Raw genomic sequence first — 20218 nt, forward strand, 5'->3', positions numbered from 1 at the left:
CCCCCGCCCGGCGGCTCCGGCGGCGTCGCGTTCGCCGCCGCGCCCACCGCCTGGCCCGGCCCGCCCGTCGGGGGCTGCCGGTCGAGGTCGATGACGTCCGCCACCACGCAGGTGATGTTGTCGGGACCGCCCCCGCGGTTCGCCAGGTCGATCAGCTGCCGGACGGCCTGGTCCGGCTCGTCGACCTCGGTGAGCACCTGGAAGATCGTCTCCGCCGTGACGACGCCCGACAGGCCGTCCGAGCACAGCAGGTACCGGTCGCCGACCTGCGCCTCCCGCAGCGACAGGTCGGGATCGACCTCGCCGCGGCCGTCCAGCGCGCGCAGCAGCAGCGAACGCTGCGGATGCGAGGCCGCCTCGTCCGGGCTGATCCGGCCCTCGTCGACGAGCGACTGCACCAGCGTGTGGTCGTGCGTTATCTGGAACAGGCTGCCGTCCCGCAGCAGGTAGGCGCGGGAGTCCCCGATGTGGACCAGCGCGACCTGGTTGCCGGCCCACAGCATCGCCGTCAGCGTCGTCCCCATGCCCTGCAGCGCGGGATCGGACTCCACGATGCGGTGCAGGTTGTCGTTGGCGGCCTTGACCGTGTGCTCCAGCGCCGCCAGCAGCTCCGTCGCGGGGAGGTCCTTGTCGAGCGCCCGCAGCGCCTCGATCGCCGCGGCGCTCGCGATCTCGCCGCCGACGTGCCCGCCCATCCCGTCGGCCACCGCGAGCAGGTGCGCGCCCGCGTACGCCGAGTCCTCGTTGCCCTCGCGCAGCATGCCGACGTCGGAGCGTGCCGCGTAGCGGATTCCCAGGGTCATTTGCGCAGCTCGATCACGGTCTTGCCGATACGGACCGGTACGCCGGGTGGAATCGGCATCGGCCGGCTCACCTTGGTGCGTCCGAGATAGGTCCCATTGGTCGAGCCGAGATCTTCCACGATCCACTGACCGTCCTGCGCATAAAGTCGGGCATGCCGGCTCGAAGCGTAGTCGTCGGTGACAACGAGCGTGGCGTCATTCGCCCGACCGATGGTGATGGGCACCCCCGTGAGGTCTATGACGGTGCCGGCCCGCTCGCCCTGCACGACCACCAGCTTCGTCGGGGCGCCCTGCTGGGCGCTGCGCTGCGGTCGCGGGGGCTTGGGCTGCCTGGCCGCCCTGGGGGGCCGGGGCTGGGACGCGCGGCCGGCCGCCTTGGACGCGGCCTTAGAGCCGAACAGGTCGGCCCTGATCACGCCGACGGCCGCGATGACGAACAGCCACAGCACCGCGAGGAACGCCAGCTTGATCAGCGTGAGGGTGAATGGGGACATCGGAGTCGGGGTTACTCCCTATCGCGGCGGAACACAAGGGTGGTCCGGCCCATCGTGACCCGGGAGCCGTCGACCAGCGTCACCCGCCGGATCGGCTGCCCGTTCACGAACGAGCCGTTGGTCGACCCTAGATCCACGAGAGCGATTTCGGGACCTTCTACGCGTATCTCGGCATGGTGCCGGGACACGCCCGGATCGACGAGGCGCAGGTCGCAGTCGGTGCCGCGGCCCAGCAGCGTCACGGGGGTATTGATCTCATAGGTGCGTTGCGTCGTGTCCGAGCCCTCCACCGCCGTGGTGACCAGCAGCCGCGGATGCCCGCTGAAGACGCCCCCGCGCCCACCCTGCGGCACATCGCTCACCGGCTGACGGATCTCCCCGCCCTCCACGGTCGAGCCCCTGATCACGCCCGACCTGATGCGGAACATGCCCGTCGCGAGATCGCCCGCGTTCTCGAACCGCACCCGCACCGGCCCCACGAAGGAGTACCCCTGCTCCTTCGCGTACTCGCGCGCGAGATTCGCCAGCTCCTGGCTCAGGCTGTCGGCGTACACCTGCAGCCGCTGCCCGTCCTGCTGAGAGATCTCCACGACGAAGTCGTTCGGAACCAGCGTGCGGCCCTGTGCCACGATCGCCGCCCGATCGTCCATCTCGCGCTGCACAGCACTGGCCACCTCGACCGGCTGCAGCTCGGACTTGAAGGCACGTGCGAAGGCCCCTTCGACCATGCCCTCAAGCCGTCGCTCGAAGCGCTGAATGACGCCCACGGGCACCTCCCTTCCCCACTGGTAGACGATCGTATCGGTGCAAAGGTTCGCTCGGCGTATCCGGATACCTAACCACCGCTCTGACCGTGCTAGCCTTTTCAGGCACCCGGCGACGGGTGCGCACCCGGGGCGGGTGGCGGAACGGCAGACGCGCACGGTTCAGGTCCGTGTGTCCGAAAGGATGTGAGGGTTCAAATCCCTCTCCGCCCACGAACGAGTGGGGAGTGCTGTGCCTGCGGAAAGCGCAGGCGGGCACTCCTTCTTCGTGTTGGCCCAGGGGGCGACCCCCTGGAACCCCCGATGTGGGGGCTCCGCCCCCACGCCCCCTTGTGGTTGCTGTCCGCTTTGTAGTGCGGGTCGGCGTCGGCTGATGCCTCTTGGGGGCTTCGCCCCCTCGCCCCCCTGTGGTCGGGGTCCGTGTTGTAGTGCGGGTCAGCGTGGGCTGATGCCTCTTGGGGGCTTCGCCCCCTTGCCCCCCTCGGGCTTTCGCCCCTTGGTCCGTTGTGGCCGGGGTCCGTTTACTGGTGCGGGTCGGCGCGGGCTGGTGTTTCTTGGGGGCTTCGCCCCCTTGCCCCCGTGGGGGTTTGGTGCCTTGCTGGCCGTTGGGCGGGGGTCGCTTGGGCCGGTGCGTGGGCATGGTTCCACTTTCCCCGCTTCCGGACGCCGTGACCAGGGGGCATGAAGGTTTTACGGTCAGGACGGCCAGGTGCCCTGGGGGACGCCGCGCAGGTCGGCGGTCTGGATCGCGCGGGCTATGTCGCTCGCCGTTATCAGGCCCACTATCTGGCCTGAATCGTCCATGATCACGGCGCGGCCGTCGGTGCAGCCCGCCATGCGCGGGAGGAGGTCCGTCAGCAGCTCGTCCGGGGTCGCGGTGGGGACCTCCTCTGGCGGGCACGCCACGTCGCCGAGGGTGAGCTCGTGGCGCTGGTCCGGTGGGGTGGCGCGGACGCGGTTCAGGGTGACCAGGCCGGCGAGGCGGCCGTTCTCGACCAGGGGGTAGGTCGAGTAGCGGTGCGTCAGGACGACGTTGAGGATGAGCTCCTGCACCGTGGTGTTCGCGTCCATGACCAGGGGGTCGCGGGTCATCACGTCGGCGGTGCGGACGTCGTGCAGGGCGGCGTGGACGCGCGTCTGCTGCTCCTCGGCGCCGGCGGCGGTGACCAGGAAGAAGCCGATCAGGGCCAGCCACAGCCCGCCGAAGCCCGCGCCGATCATGAACTGGACGAAGCCGAGGGCGATCAGCGTCAGGCCGAAGATACGTCCGGCGCGGGCGGCGGTGACGGCGGCGCCGGTGCGGTCGCCGCGCCGCCACCACAGGAACGCCCGCAGGACCCGCCCGCCGTCCAGCGGCGCGGCCGGGATCATGTTGAAGACCGCCAGGATCACGTTGAGGCCGGCGAGGTAGGCGAGCGTCCCGAAGAGGAGGTCCGGGGCGTTGACGGCCGCCGCCAGCATGGCCAGGACCGCGAAGACCGCGCCCACGACCAGGCTGGTGGCGGGACCGACGATGGCGATGCGCAGGTCGGCGCCCGAGGTCCGCGGTTCGCCGCGGAGCCGGGCCACGCCGCCCAGGAGCCACAGGGTGATGCCCTCGACCTCGACGCCGTTGCGGCGCGCCACGACGGCGTGCGCGAGCTCGTGGGCGAGCAGGGACGCCAGCAGGGCGATCGCGCTGACGAGCCCGGCCACGACGTAGGCCCAGGTGGCGTGGTCCGGGTACACCTCCGGGAACCGGCCGAACGACAGCCCGAACACCAGGATCGCGACGATCACCAGCACGCTGACGTTGAGGCCGACTCTGATACCGGCGATGTGGCCGAGGCGGATCGACTCGCGCATCCGGGCTCCTTCGCATGCGATTCTCTTGTGGTCCCGGGAAACGGGGTCTCGGAACTTGATCACATACCCGGGGAAACGTCCGGTTATACCCCGTTGTTGCCGCGGCTCAGGCGGAGATGCGGCGGCGCAGGTGGTCCTTGCCCTGCTCGGCGCCCTTGCGGCTCTCGGCCTGGGCGCGGCGGAAGAGGTCGGCGAGCTCGGTGTCGCCGGCGCGCTCGGCGTCGTTGATGTAGGTCTCCAGCCGCAGCGCGTTGCTCAGGCACTGCTCCACGAACCAGATGAGGTTGTAGTCCTTGTCCTTCGTGCCGGTGATGCCACCGGTCTCCTGTGTCGCGCTCATGGGTCTTCCTCCCTTGGGTTTCGTCGGCCGGACGGCCGATTGGGCGTCCCCTACCCGGGAGGTCAGGGGCCATGTTCAGGGGCGCGGGGAGATTCTCACGGCTGTGCGCTTTCCCGCTGATTCGCCGACCTGGATCTGGACGGCGCCCGTCTGGAGCTTTCCGCCCGCGCCGCCGACGCTGGCCGTGAAGCCGGACGGGTCGGTGATCGTGAGGGTCTCACCGGCGCGGACGACCGTCAGCGGGTCCGTTTCGAGGCCGGTGCCGAAGCGCAGGACGTCGCCCTCCTTGAGGATCACCTCGCAGTCGCCGTCCCGGCAGGCGGCCAGGTCTCGTCCGTCCGAGACCGTGCTCGGGCGCGGGGCGCTCTGGCTGGGGGCGGCGCTGACCGGAGGTGTCGTCAGTGGAGCCGGCGAGGGTGGAGTGATCGCCGACTCGTCGCCCCCGCATGCCGGGAGGAGGAGGGCGGGGAGCAGCGCCGGGAGGAGGGCGGAGCGGTTCATGGCGTCCGTTCGGCTGTGCGGTGTTCGTGCGGCTACCTTACGTGTCGGGTGAGAAGCGTGCATCCGGTTGACGGCCGGTGGGGTTGTTAGCTGTTAGCTGAATCATCAGTGTTTCTCTGTCTTCATCTGGGATGATCAGCGGGTGAAGCTTTCGGAGTGGGCGCGGCGGAACGGGGTGCATTACCAAACCGCGTGGAAGTGGGCGCGGGACGGGCAGATGCCGGTCCCGGTGGTGAAGACCGCGACCGGCCGGTACCTGGTCCTGGAATCCGCCCCGGCCCAAGAGCGCCGCACGGTCGCGTACTGCCGGGTGTCCTCGGCCGACCAGAAACCCGACCTGGAACGGCAGGCGGGCCGTGTCGTGGCCGCTGCGACGGGGATGGGCCTACCGGTCGCCGAGGTGGTGACCGAGGTCGGGTCCGCGCTGAACGGGAAACGCCCCAAGCTGGCCCGGCTGCTGGCCGACCCGACGGCCGGGGTGATCGTGGTCGAGCACCGCGACCGCCTCACCCGCTTCGGGCTGGAACACCTGTCCGCCGCGCTCGCCGCTTCCGGCCGCCGCATCGTGGTGATCGACGACACCGAGGTAGAGGACGACCTGGTACGGGACATGACCGAGGTCCTCACCTGGTTCTGCGCCCGGCTGTACGGGCGGCGCTCGGCCGAGCGGCGCGCCGCAGCGGCCTTGGATGCGGCGGGGGCGGCGTGACCGCCCGGCAGGGCTACCGGATAGAGCTGGCCCCGTCCCCGGCGCAGGCCGCCCGGCTCGGGCGGCACGCGGGGCTGTCGCGGGTGGTGGAGAACTTCTGCTTGGAGAAGGTTCGGGCGGCTCTTGCGCAGCGGGAGGCCGAACAGTCCTACGGCATCGCGGCCGGGGAACTGACCGCCGTGCCGTGGTCGGCTCCGGCGCTGGAGCGGCTGTGGCGCGCCGAGCACGCCGCCCGGTACCCGTGGTTCACGGCGGAGGGGCTGTCGTCGCGGGTGCCGAAGGAGGCGTGCCGGGTCCGCGCGGCCGGGTTCAAGAACTTCTTCGACTCCCGCGCCGGTTCCCGCAAAGGCGCCCGCGTCGGGTTCCCGGACTGGCGCAGACGTAAGCACGGGTCGCGGTTCCGCTACGACGCCGACCGCGCCCGGCCCGCCCATCACCGTGCGGTGCACCTGCCCGGGATCGGGAAGGTCCGCACCCGCGAGGACATGACCTGGCTCACCGGCCGCATCACCGACGGCACCGCGCGGGTGATCGGCGCGACGGTGAAGGAGCAGGCGGGCCGCTGGTGGGTGTCGTTCCAGATCGAGATCGACCGCGCCCAGGTGAACCAGGCGCGGCAGGTCCCGCAGGGTGCTGCCGCGTGCGGGATCGATGTCGGGGTGAAGACGTTCGCGACGATCGTGGACCAGGACGGCACCGTCACCGAACTCCACGCCCCCAAGCCACTCAAGGCTGCGTTGCGAAGGCTCCGCCGCGCCAACCGGGACCTGTCCCGCAAGGCGAAAGGTTCGGCGAACCGGGCCAAAGCCGCCCGCCGGGTCGCCAAGGTCCACCTGGACGTCGCGCACCAGCGCGCCGACTTCCTGCACAAGACCACCACGACGCTCGCGAGAACCAAACGCGCGATCGCGGTGGAGACCCTGAACGTCACCGGTATGACCCGTAACCGGCGCCTGTCCCGTGCGATCTGCGACCTCGGGTTCGGTGAGTTCTACCGCCAGCTCGCCTACAAAGCCGACTGGTACGGGGCGCAGGTGTGGGCTGCCGACCAGTGGTTTCCCTCGTCCCGGCTGTGCGGAACCTGCGGGACGGTCAACGCCGCGCTCACCCTCGCCGACCGCACCTGGCAGTGCGCATGCGGAACCACCCACGACCGCGACGTCAACGCCGCACACAACCTGCTGACCGCCATGCAACAAGGCGAACAGGCCGCGTGACCCCACGTCGCCGGGCAGTTCCCCGGAGACGCTAAACGCCTGTGGAGGCGACGTAAGACCCCGGCCTGCCGGGGCAGATGCCAGCGAATCAGGAACGAGGATCACTGAGATTCTTCGAACGGTTCATGGGGCGAGGCGCGTCCGGGCCGCAGGGCATCCGGGTCAACACGGTGTCGCCGGGACCGGCGCTGACGCCCTGGTGGACGGACGAGGGCGGCGCCGCCGACATCATCGCCGGGGCCACGGGGCCTGATCGCGACGCGGTGCTGGAGCGCGGCGCGGCGGAGATGATGAGCCTCACGACCGGGCGTCTCACCGACCCGCAGGAGGTCGCGGACGTGGTCGCGCTGCTGGCCTCGCCGCGTTCGGCGAGCACGACGGGCGCCGATTTCGCGGTCGACTCGGGGTTTCTGAAGGAGATCTGAGTCGTGGCGTGTGAGCCCCGGCCGGTGTCGGCCGGGGCTGGCGCGGCGATGTTGTACGCCCCCTGCGGTGCCGGTTCGGGTGGTGATGATCCAGGCGTGGTCTGCCGCTGCTGTGTCGTGGCCTCTACTCCCGCCCGGCCACGGTTGTGGAGTCGTTCCGGGTGCGGGACGGTCGCGGGCAAGAGCGGGACTTCGTTGTGGTCATGTGGAGAGCCCCAGCATGGGGAGGCACGGTTCGAGGCCCTCGATGGTGACGGGGGTGGTGCGGTGCCGCTCCCAGTCGGCGCGGCTCAGGCGCAACCGGGTGTCGATGGCCAAGGCCCCGCGGACCACGCGGCGATCGAGGCCGTCGGGGCGGTAGCCCAGCTTGCGGGAGACGGCTCGGGAGGCGTGGTTGTACGAGAGGGCGGCGGAGGTGGCCTCCTCGGCGCCCAGGCCGGCGAAGGCCAGGTGCAGTACCGCGGCCCGCATCTCGGTGCCGAAACCCTGCCCTTGATGCCGTCTGCCGAGCCAGGAGCCGGTGGTCACCTCCCGGGTGATCGTCAGATCACGCGCGCTGAGCTTCTGAAGCCCGATGACGGCACCGCCGTGAAAGACGGCGAGTTGGAGACTCCAGTTGCCGGGCTCCCAGGTCCCCAACTGGAGCCAGTGGTGCTGGACGACGCTCCTGGCGACCTCGGCGGGCGGCCGGTCGGTCCACGGGATCAGAAACGGCATCACGTCAGGGTCGTGGATGCCTTCGGCGGCCAGCTCCGCCAGGGCGGCCAGTTCCTCGGACGACGGCAACCGCAGCTCCAGTCGCGGAGTACACAACCGCAGTCCCAGCAGCGGGAAATGGTCGACGAGCATCCCCTCATCTTGGGGCGCCCCCGTCGCCACCGACCACTGATTTTCGTTGACTCGGCCAGGGGCGGGTGCGGCGGGTTCACGTGCGTAGGTGGGCGTTATCGAAGGGGTCGGATCGCGTGGAACTCCGCCCATACGGCCGTGCCGTTCAGTGCGGGGTGTGTTCCCCAGCTCTTCGATAGCGCGTCGACCAGGAGCAGGCCGCGGCCGTCCTCCGAGCACGGATCGTGGCGCACACGAGGCCGGCCCTGGGTGCCGCCTTGGTCGAGGACGGTCACGCGTAGAACGTCCTCGCCGGTGCTCACGATGACGGTCACCTCGCCGTCGTCCGTCCCGGACGCGGTGTGCTCGCAGGCGTTCGCGACAAGTTCGTCCACGCAGAGGACGATGTCGGCCATGGCCTCGTCCTCGATGTGCGGCGCCAGGCCGCGGACGAACGCCCGTGCAGTCTGTGCGGACTTCGGCACGCCCGGCATCGTGATCGTCCCGAGCAGCTTCATGGGGTCGGACCTCCGACTCTGGTCTCACACTGCGTCATCGCTTCACTCCTTCTGGTGAGAGGCGCTCGCCAGCATGAATGGCCAGGTGGGACGGCACAAGCGCTCTCGCTGACAACGGGAGCGAGGGACTTCGGGAGTTGTGGAAAGCGGGATATCCCCAATCTCGCGACGGTGATGACACGACGTTGCAGGTCGATCACACTTGGTCATATGTCGAAGCGACCCCCCACCGTCCGCCGAAGGCGGCTGGGTACCCAGCTACGCAAGATTCGCGAAGAACGCGGCCTGACCTTGGACGAGGCCGCCGCTCTCCTCAGCATGTCCAAGAGCGCCCTCAGCCGAATGGAGAACGCCCAGGTAGTAGCCAGGACCCACGAGGTCAACTACATCGCCATGATGTACGGCCTCCCGGAGGACGACGACCTCAGATCCGCACTGGTCGGCCTCGCCACCGGTGGCCGCTCCCGCGACTGGATCAGACGCCACAAACTCCCAGGGAAGGGGCCCCACTACGGCGAGTACGTACTCCTCGAACAGGACTCGTCCGAGCTGTTCACCTACCACGCCGACCTCATCCCTGGACTCCTCCAGACACCGGAATACGCCCACGCCGTCATGGCGTCCGTTCCCAGCAGCGGAGTGAGTGACATCGACGAGGGGGTAGCGTTCCGCATGGCGCGCAAGGAGGCTCTCACTCGACCCGACCCCCTCTTGATCAAAGCCGTGATCGGTGAGGCGGCGATCCGGCAATGGGTGGGCGGACGCGAGGTCATGACCGCCCAGCTCCGCTACCTGCGCGAGCTCATCGAGTGGCCCAACGTCCAGGTGCAGATCCTCCCGCTCACGACCACGAAGAACCCCGGTGTTGACGGATCGTTCGTGATCCTTCACGTTGAAGCTGGGAACTTCCCCATCGTGATCGTCGACGGGTTTCGGCGAACGATCTTCATCGAAGATGACGAAGACGTCGTGGCTTATCGAGAGATCCAGGCGGAACTGTGCCGGGTCGCAGCCCCGGAGGCCGAGACTCGGCACTGCATCGAACAGGCCATTCGGAACCTTGAATCGCGTGGTCGAGAGGACCGGTAGATGACTTTCTGGCGGAAGAGCAGTCGCAGTGGCAGCCAGTCGCAGAATTGCGTTGAATGCGCACCCCTAGCTCCGGGGCCGGATGCCGTTGTCGGTATCCGGGACTCGACGGATCCGCAGGGGCCGTGTCTGGCCTTGGCTCCGGAGGCGTGGCGGGCGCTGCTCGTCCGGCTCAAGAGCGAGATGTAGATGCCTCACTGGCGGAAGACTACTTACAGTGCCAGCCAGTCTGAGACCTGCGTTGAGTGTGCGGCTCTGACTCCGGGGCCGGATGCCGTTGTCGGCATTCGGGACTCGACGGATCCGCAGGGGCCGTGTCTGGCCTTGGCTCCGGAGGCGTGGCGGGCGCTGCTCGTCCGGCTCAAGGGTGAGATGTAGATGCTCCACTGGCGGAAGAGCAGTCGCAGTGGCAGCCAGCCGCAGAATTGTGTCGAATGCGCGCTCCTAGCTCCGGGGCCGGATGCCGTTGTCGGTGTCCGGGACTCGACGGATCCGCTAGGGCCGCGTCTGGCACTGACTCCCGAGGCGTGGCGGGCGCTGCTCGTTTGGATCAAGGGCGGTTCTGCAGGTCCTTGACGTAGCGGTGAACCGGGACGGGGACGGTGCCTGTCGCGGTGGGGGCCTGGTAGGTCAGGGGGCCGGTGTCGCGCCAGCCGTGCAGTTCGTAGAAGCGGCGGGCTCGGGTGTTGCCGGGGACGACCGCCAGCCAGGTTTGCTCATGGCGGCCTCTGAAGCGGTCCTCTGCGGCCTGGAGGAGGGCGCCGCCGACGCCTTGGCCGCGGGCCGAGGCGTCGACGGCCAGTTGGATGACCTCGCCGTCGTCGTCGCCGAGGATGATCAGGCCGAGGAGGGTGTCGTCGGTGTCGGTGGCCACGAGGGTTGTGTCGAGGTACTTCTCGGCGTGGGTGGCGAAGTGGTCGGGGCCGCGGGCGGCCATCAGTTCGGACGGGACGTGACCCTCGTGGCCGTCGAGCCAGGCCGTCCGCCAGAGCGGGGCGAGTCGCGGCAAATCGGCCTGGCGGGCGGGTCGCACGATCATCGGTCACCTCCGGGGCGGCTCGGCGTGCATCGTAATCGTCCTCATCGTGCCCGGCCGGGTGTCAGGATGGCGGCGGCCCCGGCTGAGACGGCGGCGGCGACGGCGGCCAGGATAAAGCCGTTCGTGAAGCCGGAGAGCGTGGCGCCGACGAGGCTGGTGGCGGCGACGCTGGAGATCACGGCGGCTCCGATGGACGCGCCGAACTCGTGGAACGTGCTGACGATGCCCGAGGCGATGCCGGACTCGTGCGGCGCCACCTGGCCGAGGGCGGTCGCCGACGCGACGACGAACAGTGCGCCCGTTCCGGCGCCCGCGACGGCGGTGCCGATCACGACCGTCGCCGGGTGCATCGAGACGGCGGGGACGGCCATGCCGAGCGCGGCGGTGAGCAGGCCCGTGACGGCGAGGAGGCGTGCGCCCGCGGTGCCGATCGCCTGGCCGGTGAGGTGGGCGCCGAGCATCGTCGCCAGCGCGACCGGCAGGAACAGCAGGCCGGTCTGCAGGGCGTTGAAGTCCTCCGCGTGCTGGAAGTAGAAGGTGCCCAGGAAGAAGACCGCGATCATCAGGGCGGTCGCCATCAGGATCAGGAACGTGCCGGTCGCGACCGGGCGCCGGGCCAGGAGCGCGACGTCCATCATGGGGGACTTCGCGGTCTTCTGCCGGGCCACGAACGCGAGGTAGCCGACGGCGGCGAGCAGCACGAGCGCGCCGGTCGCGAGGGTGAGCCAGCCGTCGTCCCCGGCGCGGATGAACGCGTAGATCAGTGCGGCGGACGAGGCGGTGACCAGTAGCGCGCCCAGCACGTCCAGGCCGGGGCGCGGTGCGGTGGCCGGGGAGGCCGGCAGCATCCGGGCGAGGGCGACGAGGATGATCAGCCCGATGGGCACGTTCACGTAGAAGACCCACGGCCAGCCGGGGCCCGCGGTGAGCAGCCCGCCCAGCAGGACGCCGAGGGCCGCGCCGCCTCCGCCGAGCGCCGACCAGATGCCCAGCGCCTTGTTCCGCTCGTCGCCGTCGAACAGGTGCACCACGAGCGACAGGGCGGCCGGGGACAGCAGCGCCGCGCCGACGCCCTGCGCGATGCGGCCGCCGAGCAGCGGGGCCGCCGAGTCGGCGAAGCCGGTCACCAGCGACGCCGCGGTGAAGACCAGCAGGCCGGCGAGGACGACGCGCTTCGCGCCGATCAGGTCGGCGGCGCGCCCGCCGAGGAGCATCAGGCCGCCGAAGGTCAGGGTGTACGCGCTGACCGTCCAGGTGACGGCCTGGCGGCCCAGGCCGAGGTCGGCCTCGATGTTCGGCAGCGCGATGGCCACCACGGTGACGTCGAGGATCAGCATGAGCTGGGCGACGCCGAGGAAGCCCAGGATGCGCCACCGCAACGGGTTCGGTGTGACCGGTGGTTCGTGGACGTTCCGCGTCATTGCGGTCTCCTAAGTCGTACGGCGATATACGAGTTATGGGGCGAGAGTAACACGTACATCGGCGTACGAGTTAGGGTGCGGGCATGACCACGGCCACTCCTGGGCGGCGCCGGCGCGCGGACGCCGAGCGCAGCATCGCCCGCATCGTCTCCGCTGCCCGCGAGAGCCTGAGCAGAGATCCGGGCGCGAGCATCGACGACATCGCCAAGGCCGCCGGGGTGGGCCGGATGACGCTCTACGGCCACTTCCGCAACCGGGCGGAACTGGTCGAGGCGGCTTTGAGCGATGCGCTGCGCGCGGGTGAGGAGGTCCTGTCGGCCGTCGATCTCGGCGGGGACGCGCGCGAGGCCCTGACCCGGCTGCTCGAATCGAGCTGGTCGCTGGTGGCCGAGTCCACGGCGCTGCTGGCGGCGGCCCAGGGCACCTTGCCGGACGGACGCGTCCGCCAGCTCCACGCAGCGCCCGCCGAGCGCGTCGAGGACCTGCTCCGCCGGGGTCAGGATCAGGGCGTGTTCCGCACCGATCTGCCGATGTCTTGGCTGGTCAGCGTCATCCAGCACGTCCTGCACGGGGCCGCGGAGGAGAACTGGGCCGGACGCCTGCGGCCGGAGGAGACCGCCGGTATCGTCGTCGCGACCGTGCAGTCGATCCTGGCCGTTCCGCAGGCATGCTGACGCGCCGCTCGGACATGCGTCCGGTAATTCCACAGCGGCTCCGGGCCGGCTTCTCCGCGGACCGCTTCGCGCCTCGGGGGACGTCCGGCGGTCGGATGAGGCCGTATGTGGACAGGAGGGTGGAGGCGCGCGAGGCGGGCTGTGATTTTTAGGTGCGTGTCCCTCTGCTCGCCGGGAGCGGGGTGTGCTCGGGGAATGGGGGTCGCGGATGCGGCGGCTGATGGCCTTGGTGCTGGCGGGCTGCCTCGGTCTGGTCGCGTGCGGCGAAGGCGGGCGGGACACGTCCATGCTCGCGAAGGCGACGCTGGTTGCGGGGGTGCGGCCGGACCTGCCCGGGATCGGGTTCCGGCGGGCGGACGGCGCCTTCGAGGGCCTGGACGTGGACGTGGCCCGCTACCTGGCGGAGCGGATGGGGAAGAAGGTCCGCTTCGCCCCGGCGCTGGCCGCTGACCGGGAGCACCTGCTCCGGACCGGTGAGGTCGATATGGTGCTGACGTTCTGGCTGGAGCCGGAGTGGCAGCAGCGGCTGGCGTTCGCCGGGCCGTACCTCCTGTCGTACCAGGACATCCTCGTGCGCGACGACGAGCGGGACGTCCGCGACGTCCGGGACCTGGAGGGCCGGAAGATCTGCGCCGTCACCGGGTCGGGGGCCGCGGAGGCGGTGGTCGTGGAGCGGCAGGTCGCGGCGGTTCCGGTGGCGGCGCTGTCCTACAACGACTGCATGACGATGCTGGGCGACGGCCGGATCGACGCCGTCACGACGAACGACACGATCCTCGCGGGGCTGAACACGCGGCACGGCGGGGCTTTCCGGCTGCTGAACTCCCGGTTCGGCGAGCGGCGGACCGGCATCGCGATCCGCAAGGGCGACCCCGACGGGTGCGAGGCGATCAACAGGGCGATCACCCAGATGTACCAGGACGGGACGATGGCCGCATTCATGCGGAAGTGGTTTGGTTCCTCCGGCCTGAAGCTGTCGGACGTGGACGTGCCGCAGTTCGAAGGCTGCCTCTGACCCGGTCAGGCGGGCTTGCCGTTCCCGTTGCCGGAGTTCTGGCCCGGGGAACTCCCGTTGTTCCCGCTGCTCTGGCCGTTGCCGGAGTTCTCCCCCGGCGGGCTGCCGTTGTTGTCGCCGGGCCCGCGCGGCGGGGCCGTCTTTTTCTGCTGGCCCGGTGCGGTGCCCCTGCCGGGGTCGGCGGACGGGCTGGGCGGGGCCGACCTCCGCTTGGAGGTCGCGGGCGGAGTGGACGGCGGCACCGTCGCGGGCCTGCCGGAGCGTGGCGGGATGTAGCGGGACGAGTCGCTCTGCCCGCCGTAGCTCGGCCGGCCGGTGAGCGTCGGGGGCGAGGAGGGCACCCTGTCGTGCCCCGGGAAGTGGCCGTTCATCGCGGCGTAGGCGGCGGCGCCCCCGGTGAGGATGAGCGATCCGCCGACCAGGACCAGCGCCTTGACCGTGAGGAAGCGGCGCACGGCGGCCCGGCGGGACGTCCGCGCGGGGGGCCGGGCGGCCTTGAAGGCGGCGACGGCGGCGTCCTCGCCGGCGAGCTCCCCGGGGCGCGCCGGCGCCGAGGCCGCGGCGAGGAGGTCCTGGAGCCGGGCATGGTCGCCGGCACCGCCGAGGATGCGCTCGGCGGTGCGCCGGTCGAGGTCGCCGGCTCGCCTGTGATCGCTCATATCACCCCTTCAGCGCCGGTTCCGCCGGTTTTGTCACGACGGAGGAGGGGGTGCGTCTCCCCCGCCTGCCGCGCGGGGGCCGCGGCGTCGGCGTGGGAGGGGGACAGGCGGTCGGCGAGGCGCCGCAGCCCCCGGTAGGAGGCGGTGCGCACGGCGCCCGAGCGTTTGCCGAGGACCTTGCCCGCCCGCTTCGCGTCCAGGCCGACGACGACGCGCAGCAGCACGGCCTCGGCCTGGTCGCGGGGCAGCTCGGCGATCAGCCGGATCGCGTCCCGGGTGGCGATGCCGTCCAGCGCGGCCAGTTCGGTGTCGACCTCGGCGGCCATCGCGGTGAGTTCCTCGACGGGGACGTCGCCGCCCGGGCGCCGGGACCGGCGGCGCAGGTGGTCGAGGGCGCGGTGCCGGGTGATCGTGGCCGTCCAGGCGCGGAAGCCGTCGAGGTCGCCGCGGAAGGAGGGCAGGTCACGGGCGATCTGCAGCCACGCCTCGGACGTGACGTCCTCGGCGTCCGGGCCGACGAGAGCGCCGGCGAAGCGGATCAACCGGGGCTGGACTTCGCGGTACAGGACGCGGAAGGACTCCTCGTCGCCGTCCTGCGCCGCGCGCAGGGCACGGCAGAGCCGCTCCTCGTCCGCCTGTTCCACCCGGGTCATTGTGCAGGTATTCCGGACGTCGTGTGACCTGTACGCGAGTGTTCACGCTGAGTGATATTCGTGGGCGGGAACAATCCCCGGGGGCCGCCGGTTACACATGGCAGCCGGTGTGCCTGGTGTCCCCGGGCCTCACCTATCGCCTTCACGGAATACCGTCCGGCTGGAGCCGTGTTGAGCCTTTCGCCGAGAGGCGACCCGCACACCGGCCGCAAGACCACGACCCCGCCGGATCGAGAGATCCGGCGGGGTCTGGTCGTTTCAGGGGCGAGGCGCGAGGGCGGGGTAGTCGACGTAGCCTTCCGCGCCGCCGCCGTAGACGAGCTCCTCCGCGTGCGGGGTGAGCGGCGCGCCCGTCGCGAAGCGGGCCGGCAGGTCCGGGTTGGAGATGAACAGCCGGCCGAAGGAGAACACGTCGGCCAGGCCCACGTCGAGGACCTGCTCGCCGGCGCGCTGGGACGTCGGCTCCGGGCCGTTGAAGTTGCCGATGAGGGTGCCCGACCAGCGCGGCCGCAGATCGGCCAGCGCCCCGTAGGCGCCCCGCTCGATGATGTGCAGGTAGGCGAGGCCGAGCGGGTCGAGGGCGTCGACGAGCGCCCGGTAGGTGCCCTGCGGGTCCCGCTCGGCGATCTCGTTCTCCGGGTTGTGCGGGGAGATGCGCAGCCCGACCCGCTCGGGGCCGATCTCGGCGGCGACGGCCTCGACGACGTCGAGGGCGAACCGCAGCCGCCCGGCGCGGGAGCCGCCGAACCGGTCGATGCGCCGGTTGGTGTTCTCGGCGAGGAACTGCTGGACGAGGTAGCCGTTCGCGCCGTGCACCTCCACGCCGTCGAACCCGGCGCGGACGGCGTTGCGGGCCGCCGCGGCGAAGCGGACGACCGTCGCCTCCACCTCGGCGGTCGTCATGGCGCGGGGGGTGACGTGGTCGGCGCAGCCCTGGGCGGTGTGGATCCGCTCCCCCTCGATCCGGACCGGGGACGGCGCGACGGGGGTGGCGCCGTCCGGCAGGATCAGCGGGTGGGACATGCGTCCGACATGCCAGAGCTGGGCGAAGACCGTCCCGCCTTCGGCGTGGACGGCGTCGGTGACCGCGCGCCATCCGTCCACCTGCTCGGCGGTGGCCAGCCCGGGGATGCCGGGCCCGCCCTTGCCGAGGACGTCCGGCCAGATCCCCTCGGTGACGATCAGCCCGGCGGCCGCGCGCTGCGCGTAGTACCGCGCGGTCAGCGGGTGGGGGACGCCGGTGGTGTCGTCCGCGCGGCCGCGGGTCATCGGCGCCATGGCGATCCGGTTCCGCAGCGTCAGGTGGGGTCCCTCGTAGGGGAGCAGCAGCGGACTGGACATCACGGTCCTCCAACCATGTATCTACATTGATTGCATGTACATGCAGAGATTGTCATCGCATGTAGGCTGGTGTCAACAGAGGGAGGGAAACCGGAATGAGCGCTGGCACTGCGAGTCCGCAGGCGGACACCCGCACCGCCGACGACACGCTGTGGGACGGCGTCGTCACCCTGCACGCGTTCGTCGAGCAGCGGCTCACCAAGGCGATGCAGCGGCGGCACGGCATCGGCCTGTCGGAGTTCCGCGCCCTGTGCAAGCTGTCGCGCGCCGAGGACGGCGAACTGCGGATGCAGGAGCTCGCCGACCTCATCGGCCTCAACCAGAGCTCGGTCAGCCGCCTCGTCGCCCGGCTGGAGACCACCGGCCTCACCCGCCGCGCCATGTGCCCCAAGGACCGCCGGGGCGTCTACACCGTGATCACCGAGGAGGGGCTGGCCGCCCAGCGGGAGGCCGCCCCCACCTACGGCGAGACCCTGGCCGCGGCCCTCGACGAGGCCGCCGCCGACCCCGCCTTCGCGCCGCTCGTCGCCACCCTGCGCGGCTGAGCGCGGCCCCCGTGGCGGGGGCCGCACCCGGGGTCAGCGGGTCGCCGGGGTCTCCTGGCGGGCCGGTTCGGTGGCGGCGGGCGTTGCCGGAGCGCCGGCGTCCGCGTCCAGTGGCTTGAAGCGGCGCAGGCGGAGGCTGTTGCCGACCACGAAGACCGAGGAGAACGCCATCGCGCCGCCCGCGATCATCGGCACCAGCAGCCCGGCCGCCGCCAGCGGGATCGCCGCCACGTTGTAGGCGAACGCCCAGAACAGGTTCCCCTTGATCGTGCGGAGCGTCCGGCGGGACAGCCGGATCGCGTCGGCCGCCGCCCGCAGGTCGCCGCGGACGAGGGTCAGGTCGGACGCCTCGATCGCCACGTCCGCGCCGGTCCCCATCGCGAGGCCCAGGTCGGCCTGGGCGAGCGCGGCGGCGTCGTTGACGCCGTCGCCGACCATCGCGACCGTCCGGCCCTCGGACTGCAGGCGCTTGACCACGTCCACCTTGTCCTGCGGCAGGACCTCCGCGATGACCTCGTCGATGCCGACCGCGTCCGCGACCGTCCGCGCGACGGTCTCGTTGTCGCCGGTCAGCAGGACCGGCCGCAGCCCGAGTTCCCGGAACCGCTGCACCGCCTCCCGCGAGGTCGGCTTGACCTGGTCCGCGACGACGAGCACGGCGCGGGCATCACCGTCCCAGCCGACCGCGACCGCGGTGTGGCCGCGCGCCTGCGCCTTCTCCATGGCGTCCCGGAGGCCGGGGCCGAGGTGCTGCGACCATTCGGCGAGGAGCTGCGGGCGGCCCGCGATGACGCCGTGGCCGTCCACGACCCCTTGGACGCCGAGGCCCTCGACGTTGGCGAAGTCCTCGACCGAGCCGAGCTCGCCGACGCGGTCGGCCGCGCCCTTGGCGATCGCCTGCGCGATGGGGTGCTCGGACGCGTTCTCCAGCGCGCCCGCGAGCCGCAGCACCTCGTCCTCGGACACCCCGTCGGCGGTGACGACGTCGACCAGGGCCATGCGTCCCGTGGTGACGGTGCCGGTCTTGTCCAGCACGATCGTGTCGACCGCGCGGGTGGACTCCAGCACCTCCGGCCCCTTGATCAGGATGCCGAGCTGGGCGCCGCGGCCCGTGCCGACCATGAGCGCGGTCGGGGTGGCGAGGCCGAGCGCGCACGGGCAGGCGATGATCAGCACGGCCACCGCGGCGGTGAACGCGGCGGCGGCGCCGGTGCCCGTGCCGAGCCAGAAGCCGAGCGTGCCGAGCGCGAGGGCGATCACCACCGGGACGAAGATCCCGGAGATCCGGTCGGCGAGCCGCTGGGCCTGCGCCTTGCCGGTCTGCGCCTCCTCGACGAGCCTGGCCATCTGCGCGAGCTGCGTATCGGAGCCGACCCGCGTCGCGCGGACCAGCAGCCGCCCGCCGGCGTTCACGGTCGCGCCGACGACGGTGTCGCCCGGCGCGACCTCCACCGGGACCGACTCGCCGGTCAGCATGGACGCGTCCACCGCGGACGAGCCCTCCTCGACCGTCCCGTCCGTGGCGATCTTCTCGCCGGGGCGGACGACGAACACGTCCCCGACGGCGAGCCGGTCGACCGGGACGCGCTCCTCGCGCCCGTTCCGGATGACCGAGACGTCCTTCGCGCCCATTTCGAGCAGGGCGCGGAGGGCGGCGCCGGCGCGCCGCTTGGACCGCGTCTCGAAGTACCGCCCGGCCAGGATGAACATGGTCACGCCGGCCGCGGCCTCAAGGTAGATGTTCATCGACCCGTCCGAGCGGGTCATCGAGAACTCGAAGCCGTGCTTGATCCCCAGCTCGCCGGCGGTGCCGAAGAACAGCGCCCACAGCGACCAGCCGAACGCGGCGAGCGTGCCGAGCGAGATCAGCGTGTCCATGGTCGCCGCGCCGTGCCGCAGGTTGACCGCCGCGGCCCGGTGGAACGGCCAGCCCGCGTACACGACGACCGGGGCGGCCAGCGTCAGCGACAGCCACTGCCAGCCGCGGAACTGCAGCGCCGGGACCATCGCCATCGCGATGACCGGGACCGACAGGACGACCGCCGTGACCAGCCGCTGCCGCAGCGCTCGCAGCCCGTCGTCGGGTTCGGGAGCCTCTTCCTCGGATCGCGGCGGCGCCGGGAGCTCGGCGCTGTAACCGGCCTTCTCCACCGTGGCGATCAGGTCGTCGGGCGTCACCGCGCCGGAGAACTCGACGCTCGCCTTCTCGGTGGCGTAGTTGACCGTCGCGGTCACGCCGTCGAGCTTGTTGAGCTTTCGCTCGATGCGGTTGGCGCAGGACGCGCAGGTCATACCGCCGATCGCCAGCTCGACACGCCCGGACGCGGTGTCCGTGCTCATCGCTCCTCCTCTGCCTCGATCGGACGGTCAGTGCGTGTGGGGCCGGTCGTCGTGGCCGGGCTCTTGGCCGGGCTCTTGGACGGGGGCTCCGGCGGCTCCGGCGTACACGGTGAACTCGGCCGTGCGGACCTTGCCGCCGTGCTTGAAGTCCAAGTACAGACGGTATGTGCCGGAACTGGGCGCTTCGGCGAAGAACGTGATACCCGGGCCGGGGTCCGTCCGGCCGTCGCCGGGTTCCCCTTCCGGGTGGACGTGCAGGTAGGCGAGGTCGCCCTGGCGCAGCGCCACGAGGTGGCCGTACGCCTCCAGGTAGGGCTCCAGGTCGGTGACCGGCCTGCCGTCCTTGCGCACCGACAGCGTCAGCTCGGCGGACCTGCCGGGGGTGAGGCCGCCGGACAGCCCGACCTCGTACCCGTCCACCTTCGCGACCTGCTCGGGCTCCGGCAGCGGCGCGGGCCGCAGCTCGCCCGGGGCGGTGATGTCGGTCCCCAGCGTGAGCTGGCGCGGCGCGCCCTCGGGCTGGACGTCGGTGAAGAAGCGGTACACCCCCGCCTTCGGCAGCGTGATCGGCACCGTCCAGACACCGCCGGCCTCGGTCGGGTGGAGGTGCTGGAAGCCCGACAGGTCGCGCCGCGCGACGATCAGATGCAGCCGCTTGCCGTGCAGGGGCTTGAACTCGGTGACGGGCTTGCCGTCCGAGCCGTTGATGGTGAAGCGGAAGTCGGTATTCTTCCCGGGCGTGAGCGTCGTCCGCTGCGGGACGAGCGTGTACCCGTCCTCAGAGACCTGCAGGCCGCCGGGCGTGTGCGAAGCGGCCTCTCCGTGCCCGCCGCCCGCGCCGCTCTCCCCGCCGTGCCCGCCGCCCTCGTGCGAGGCCGTCTCCACCGAGGCGCCCACCGGGCCGACGACCTTGCCGATTCCCGCGGCGCCTCCGAAGACGACGGCCAGGCCGACGGCGTAGGCTCCCACTCTGGTCGCGCTGTTCATGCCGATTCACT

Annotated in this window: 25 protein-coding genes and 1 tRNA gene; 11 read left to right on the plus strand and 15 right to left on the minus strand. The window is 71.3% G+C overall.

The window, feature by feature from the left end:
- The 3 genes from E1200_RS06020 to E1200_RS06030 form a co-directional block, all read right to left on the minus strand.
- Positions 1-803, minus strand: an 803-nt coding sequence (locus E1200_RS06020) for a Stp1/IreP family PP2C-type Ser/Thr phosphatase (protein WP_131950794.1), incomplete at its 3' end; no start/stop codon positions are given.
- Positions 800-1297: an FHA domain-containing protein gene (locus tag E1200_RS06025; RefSeq protein ID WP_131950795.1), complete on the minus strand. Its 498-nt coding sequence runs from the start codon at positions 1295-1297 to the stop codon at positions 800-802. The genes E1200_RS06025 and E1200_RS06020, both read right to left, overlap by 4 nt.
- A gap of 11 nt (positions 1298-1308) precedes the next feature.
- Entirely contained in the window at positions 1309-2064 is a 756-nt protein-coding gene (locus E1200_RS06030) for a DUF3662 and FHA domain-containing protein (protein WP_131950796.1), read from the minus strand.
- Between the two features lie 127 nt (positions 2065-2191).
- Between E1200_RS06030 and E1200_RS06035 the strand changes: the two genes are divergently transcribed.
- Positions 2192-2274, plus strand: a tRNA-Leu gene (locus tag E1200_RS06035).
- 483 nt (positions 2275-2757) lie between these two features.
- Here E1200_RS06035 and E1200_RS06040 read toward each other — a convergent pair.
- The 3 genes from E1200_RS06040 to E1200_RS06050 all read right to left on the minus strand — a co-directional run bounded on the left by E1200_RS06040 (position 2758) and on the right by E1200_RS06050 (position 4747).
- Complete coding sequence (locus E1200_RS06040; RefSeq protein ID WP_131950797.1) at positions 2758-3906, minus strand: site-2 protease family protein; 1149 nt, start codon at positions 3904-3906, stop codon at positions 2758-2760.
- A 106-nt stretch (positions 3907-4012) separates the two neighbouring features.
- On the minus strand, positions 4013-4246 hold the full coding sequence (locus E1200_RS06045) for a hypothetical protein (RefSeq protein WP_131950798.1): 234 nt from the start codon (positions 4244-4246) through the stop codon (positions 4013-4015).
- Positions 4247-4321: 75 nt separating this feature from the next.
- A complete protein-coding gene (locus E1200_RS06050) occupies positions 4322-4747 on the minus strand; it encodes a hypothetical protein (protein WP_131950799.1) in 426 nt (141 codons plus the stop codon).
- Positions 4748-4889: 142 nt separating this feature from the next.
- On the opposite strand from E1200_RS06050, the gene E1200_RS06055 reads away from it, so the two are divergent.
- From E1200_RS06055 to E1200_RS06065, 3 genes are all read left to right on the plus strand, one after another.
- Positions 4890-5456 carry an IS607 family transposase gene (locus E1200_RS06055; protein WP_131950800.1) on the plus strand — a complete coding sequence of 189 codons (567 nt, stop codon included), beginning with the start codon at positions 4890-4892 and terminating at the stop codon, positions 5454-5456.
- Positions 5453-6673 (plus strand): RNA-guided endonuclease TnpB family protein, encoded by a 1221-nt coding sequence (locus E1200_RS06060; RefSeq protein ID WP_131950801.1) that lies wholly within the window; start codon positions 5453-5455, stop codon positions 6671-6673. Before E1200_RS06055 ends, E1200_RS06060 begins: the two co-directional genes overlap by 4 nt.
- A 125-nt stretch (positions 6674-6798) precedes the next feature.
- The gene (locus E1200_RS06065) at positions 6799-7098 is read left to right on the plus strand and encodes an SDR family oxidoreductase (protein ID WP_243708369.1); all 300 of its coding nucleotides are present in this window, start codon (positions 6799-6801) and stop codon (positions 7096-7098) included.
- A 201-nt stretch (positions 7099-7299) separates the two neighbouring features.
- On the opposite strand, the gene E1200_RS06070 is transcribed toward E1200_RS06065, so the two are convergent.
- The gene (locus tag E1200_RS06070; RefSeq protein ID WP_131950802.1) at positions 7300-7947 is read right to left on the minus strand and encodes a GNAT family N-acetyltransferase; all 648 of its coding nucleotides are present in this window, start codon (positions 7945-7947) and stop codon (positions 7300-7302) included.
- A 95-nt stretch (positions 7948-8042) separates the two neighbouring features.
- The gene (locus tag E1200_RS06075; RefSeq protein WP_131950803.1) at positions 8043-8444 is read right to left on the minus strand and encodes an ATP-binding protein; all 402 of its coding nucleotides are present in this window, start codon (positions 8442-8444) and stop codon (positions 8043-8045) included.
- A gap of 210 nt (positions 8445-8654) precedes the next feature.
- On the opposite strand from E1200_RS06075, the gene E1200_RS06080 reads away from it, so the two are divergent.
- From E1200_RS06080 to E1200_RS06095, 4 genes are read left to right on the plus strand one after another with little or no spacing between them, the layout of a single operon-like run.
- Entirely contained in the window at positions 8655-9533 is an 879-nt protein-coding gene (locus E1200_RS06080) for a helix-turn-helix transcriptional regulator (RefSeq protein WP_165950215.1), read from the plus strand.
- Positions 9534-9722, plus strand: a complete 189-nt coding sequence (locus E1200_RS06085; protein ID WP_131950805.1) for a DUF397 domain-containing protein — start codon at positions 9534-9536, stop codon at positions 9720-9722.
- Positions 9723-9911, plus strand: a complete 189-nt coding sequence (locus E1200_RS06090; protein ID WP_131950806.1) for a DUF397 domain-containing protein — start codon at positions 9723-9725, stop codon at positions 9909-9911.
- Positions 9912-10109, plus strand: a complete 198-nt coding sequence (locus E1200_RS06095; RefSeq protein ID WP_131950807.1) for a DUF397 domain-containing protein — start codon at positions 9912-9914, stop codon at positions 10107-10109.
- On the opposite strand, the gene E1200_RS06100 is transcribed toward E1200_RS06095, so the two are convergent.
- Together E1200_RS06100 and E1200_RS06105 are read right to left on the minus strand one after the other, a co-directional pair.
- Positions 10084-10572, minus strand: a complete 489-nt coding sequence (locus tag E1200_RS06100; RefSeq protein ID WP_131950808.1) for a GNAT family N-acetyltransferase — start codon at positions 10570-10572, stop codon at positions 10084-10086. The genes E1200_RS06095 and E1200_RS06100 overlap by 26 nt on opposite strands.
- A gap of 41 nt (positions 10573-10613) precedes the next feature.
- Positions 10614-11993, minus strand: a complete 1380-nt coding sequence (locus E1200_RS06105; RefSeq protein ID WP_131950809.1) for an MFS transporter — start codon at positions 11991-11993, stop codon at positions 10614-10616.
- An 83-nt stretch (positions 11994-12076) separates the two neighbouring features.
- Between E1200_RS06105 and E1200_RS06110 the strand changes: the two genes are divergently transcribed.
- Both E1200_RS06110 and E1200_RS06115 read left to right on the plus strand, forming a co-directional pair.
- The gene (locus E1200_RS06110) at positions 12077-12667 is read left to right on the plus strand and encodes a TetR/AcrR family transcriptional regulator (protein WP_131950810.1); all 591 of its coding nucleotides are present in this window, start codon (positions 12077-12079) and stop codon (positions 12665-12667) included.
- A gap of 184 nt (positions 12668-12851) precedes the next feature.
- Positions 12852-13682, plus strand: coding sequence for a transporter substrate-binding domain-containing protein (locus E1200_RS06115; protein WP_243708371.1), 831 nt, complete (start codon positions 12852-12854; stop codon positions 13680-13682).
- 5 nt (positions 13683-13687) lie between these two features.
- Here E1200_RS06115 and E1200_RS06120 read toward each other — a convergent pair whose 3' ends face one another.
- The 3 genes from E1200_RS06120 to E1200_RS06130 form a co-directional block, all read right to left on the minus strand.
- Positions 13688-14341 carry a hypothetical protein gene (locus E1200_RS06120; RefSeq protein WP_131950811.1) on the minus strand — a complete coding sequence of 218 codons (654 nt, stop codon included), beginning with the start codon at positions 14339-14341 and terminating at the stop codon, positions 13688-13690.
- Entirely contained in the window at positions 14338-14985 is a 648-nt protein-coding gene (locus E1200_RS06125) for an RNA polymerase sigma factor (RefSeq protein WP_243708372.1), read from the minus strand. The genes E1200_RS06120 and E1200_RS06125 overlap by 4 nt, the downstream gene beginning before the upstream one ends.
- A 267-nt stretch (positions 14986-15252) precedes the next feature.
- A complete protein-coding gene (locus E1200_RS06130; RefSeq protein ID WP_131950813.1) occupies positions 15253-16335 on the minus strand; it encodes an alkene reductase in 1083 nt (360 codons plus the stop codon).
- Between the two features lie 95 nt (positions 16336-16430).
- Between E1200_RS06130 and E1200_RS06135 the strand changes: the two genes are divergently transcribed.
- Complete coding sequence (locus E1200_RS06135) at positions 16431-16880, plus strand: MarR family transcriptional regulator (protein WP_131950814.1); 450 nt, start codon at positions 16431-16433, stop codon at positions 16878-16880.
- Between the two features lie 33 nt (positions 16881-16913).
- Here E1200_RS06135 and E1200_RS06140 read toward each other — a convergent pair whose 3' ends face one another.
- Entirely contained in the window at positions 16914-19220 is a 2307-nt protein-coding gene (locus E1200_RS06140; RefSeq protein ID WP_131950815.1) for a heavy metal translocating P-type ATPase, read from the minus strand.
- Positions 19221-19247: 27 nt separating this feature from the next.
- Positions 19248-20207, minus strand: coding sequence for a hypothetical protein (locus tag E1200_RS06145; protein ID WP_131950816.1), 960 nt, complete (start codon positions 20205-20207; stop codon positions 19248-19250).
- Positions 20208-20218 lie beyond the last annotated feature (11 nt).

Source organism: Actinomadura sp. GC306 (assembly GCF_004348665.1).
Lineage (GTDB): Bacteria > Actinomycetota > Actinomycetes > Streptosporangiales > Streptosporangiaceae > Spirillospora.

Bases quoted from the DNA above. Each gene is read 5' to 3' on its own strand.
- E1200_RS06130 (WP_131950813.1), bottom strand. From the start codon at position 16,335: ATGTCCAGTCCGCTGCTGCTCCCCTACGAGGGACCCCACCTGACGCTG.
- E1200_RS06095 (WP_131950807.1), top strand. From the start codon at position 9,912: ATGCTCCACTGGCGGAAGAGCAGTCGCAGTGGCAGCCAGCCGCAGAAT.
- E1200_RS06105 (WP_131950809.1), bottom strand. From the start codon at position 11,993: ATGACGCGGAACGTCCACGAACCACCGGTCACACCGAACCCGTTGCGG.
- E1200_RS06070 (WP_131950802.1), bottom strand. From the start codon at position 7,947: ATGCTCGTCGACCATTTCCCGCTGCTGGGACTGCGGTTGTGTACTCCG.
- E1200_RS06040 (WP_131950797.1), bottom strand. From the start codon at position 3,906: ATGCGCGAGTCGATCCGCCTCGGCCACATCGCCGGTATCAGAGTCGGC.
- E1200_RS06050 (WP_131950799.1), bottom strand. From the start codon at position 4,747: ATGAACCGCTCCGCCCTCCTCCCGGCGCTGCTCCCCGCCCTCCTCCTC.
- E1200_RS06075 (WP_131950803.1), bottom strand. From the start codon at position 8,444: ATGAAGCTGCTCGGGACGATCACGATGCCGGGCGTGCCGAAGTCCGCA.
- E1200_RS06120 (WP_131950811.1), bottom strand. From the start codon at position 14,341: ATGAGCGATCACAGGCGAGCCGGCGACCTCGACCGGCGCACCGCCGAG.
- E1200_RS06045 (WP_131950798.1), bottom strand. From the start codon at position 4,246: ATGAGCGCGACACAGGAGACCGGTGGCATCACCGGCACGAAGGACAAG.
- E1200_RS06065 (WP_243708369.1), top strand. From the start codon at position 6,799: ATGGGGCGAGGCGCGTCCGGGCCGCAGGGCATCCGGGTCAACACGGTG.
- E1200_RS06085 (WP_131950805.1), top strand. From the start codon at position 9,534: ATGACTTTCTGGCGGAAGAGCAGTCGCAGTGGCAGCCAGTCGCAGAAT.
- E1200_RS06145 (WP_131950816.1), bottom strand. From the start codon at position 20,207: ATGAACAGCGCGACCAGAGTGGGAGCCTACGCCGTCGGCCTGGCCGTC.
- E1200_RS06100 (WP_131950808.1), bottom strand. From the start codon at position 10,572: ATGATCGTGCGACCCGCCCGCCAGGCCGATTTGCCGCGACTCGCCCCG.
- E1200_RS06140 (WP_131950815.1), bottom strand. From the start codon at position 19,220: ATGAGCACGGACACCGCGTCCGGGCGTGTCGAGCTGGCGATCGGCGGT.
- E1200_RS06135 (WP_131950814.1), top strand. From the start codon at position 16,431: ATGAGCGCTGGCACTGCGAGTCCGCAGGCGGACACCCGCACCGCCGAC.
- E1200_RS06080 (WP_165950215.1), top strand. From the start codon at position 8,655: ATGTCGAAGCGACCCCCCACCGTCCGCCGAAGGCGGCTGGGTACCCAG.
- E1200_RS06025 (WP_131950795.1), bottom strand. From the start codon at position 1,297: ATGTCCCCATTCACCCTCACGCTGATCAAGCTGGCGTTCCTCGCGGTG.
- E1200_RS06110 (WP_131950810.1), top strand. From the start codon at position 12,077: ATGACCACGGCCACTCCTGGGCGGCGCCGGCGCGCGGACGCCGAGCGC.
- E1200_RS06090 (WP_131950806.1), top strand. From the start codon at position 9,723: ATGCCTCACTGGCGGAAGACTACTTACAGTGCCAGCCAGTCTGAGACC.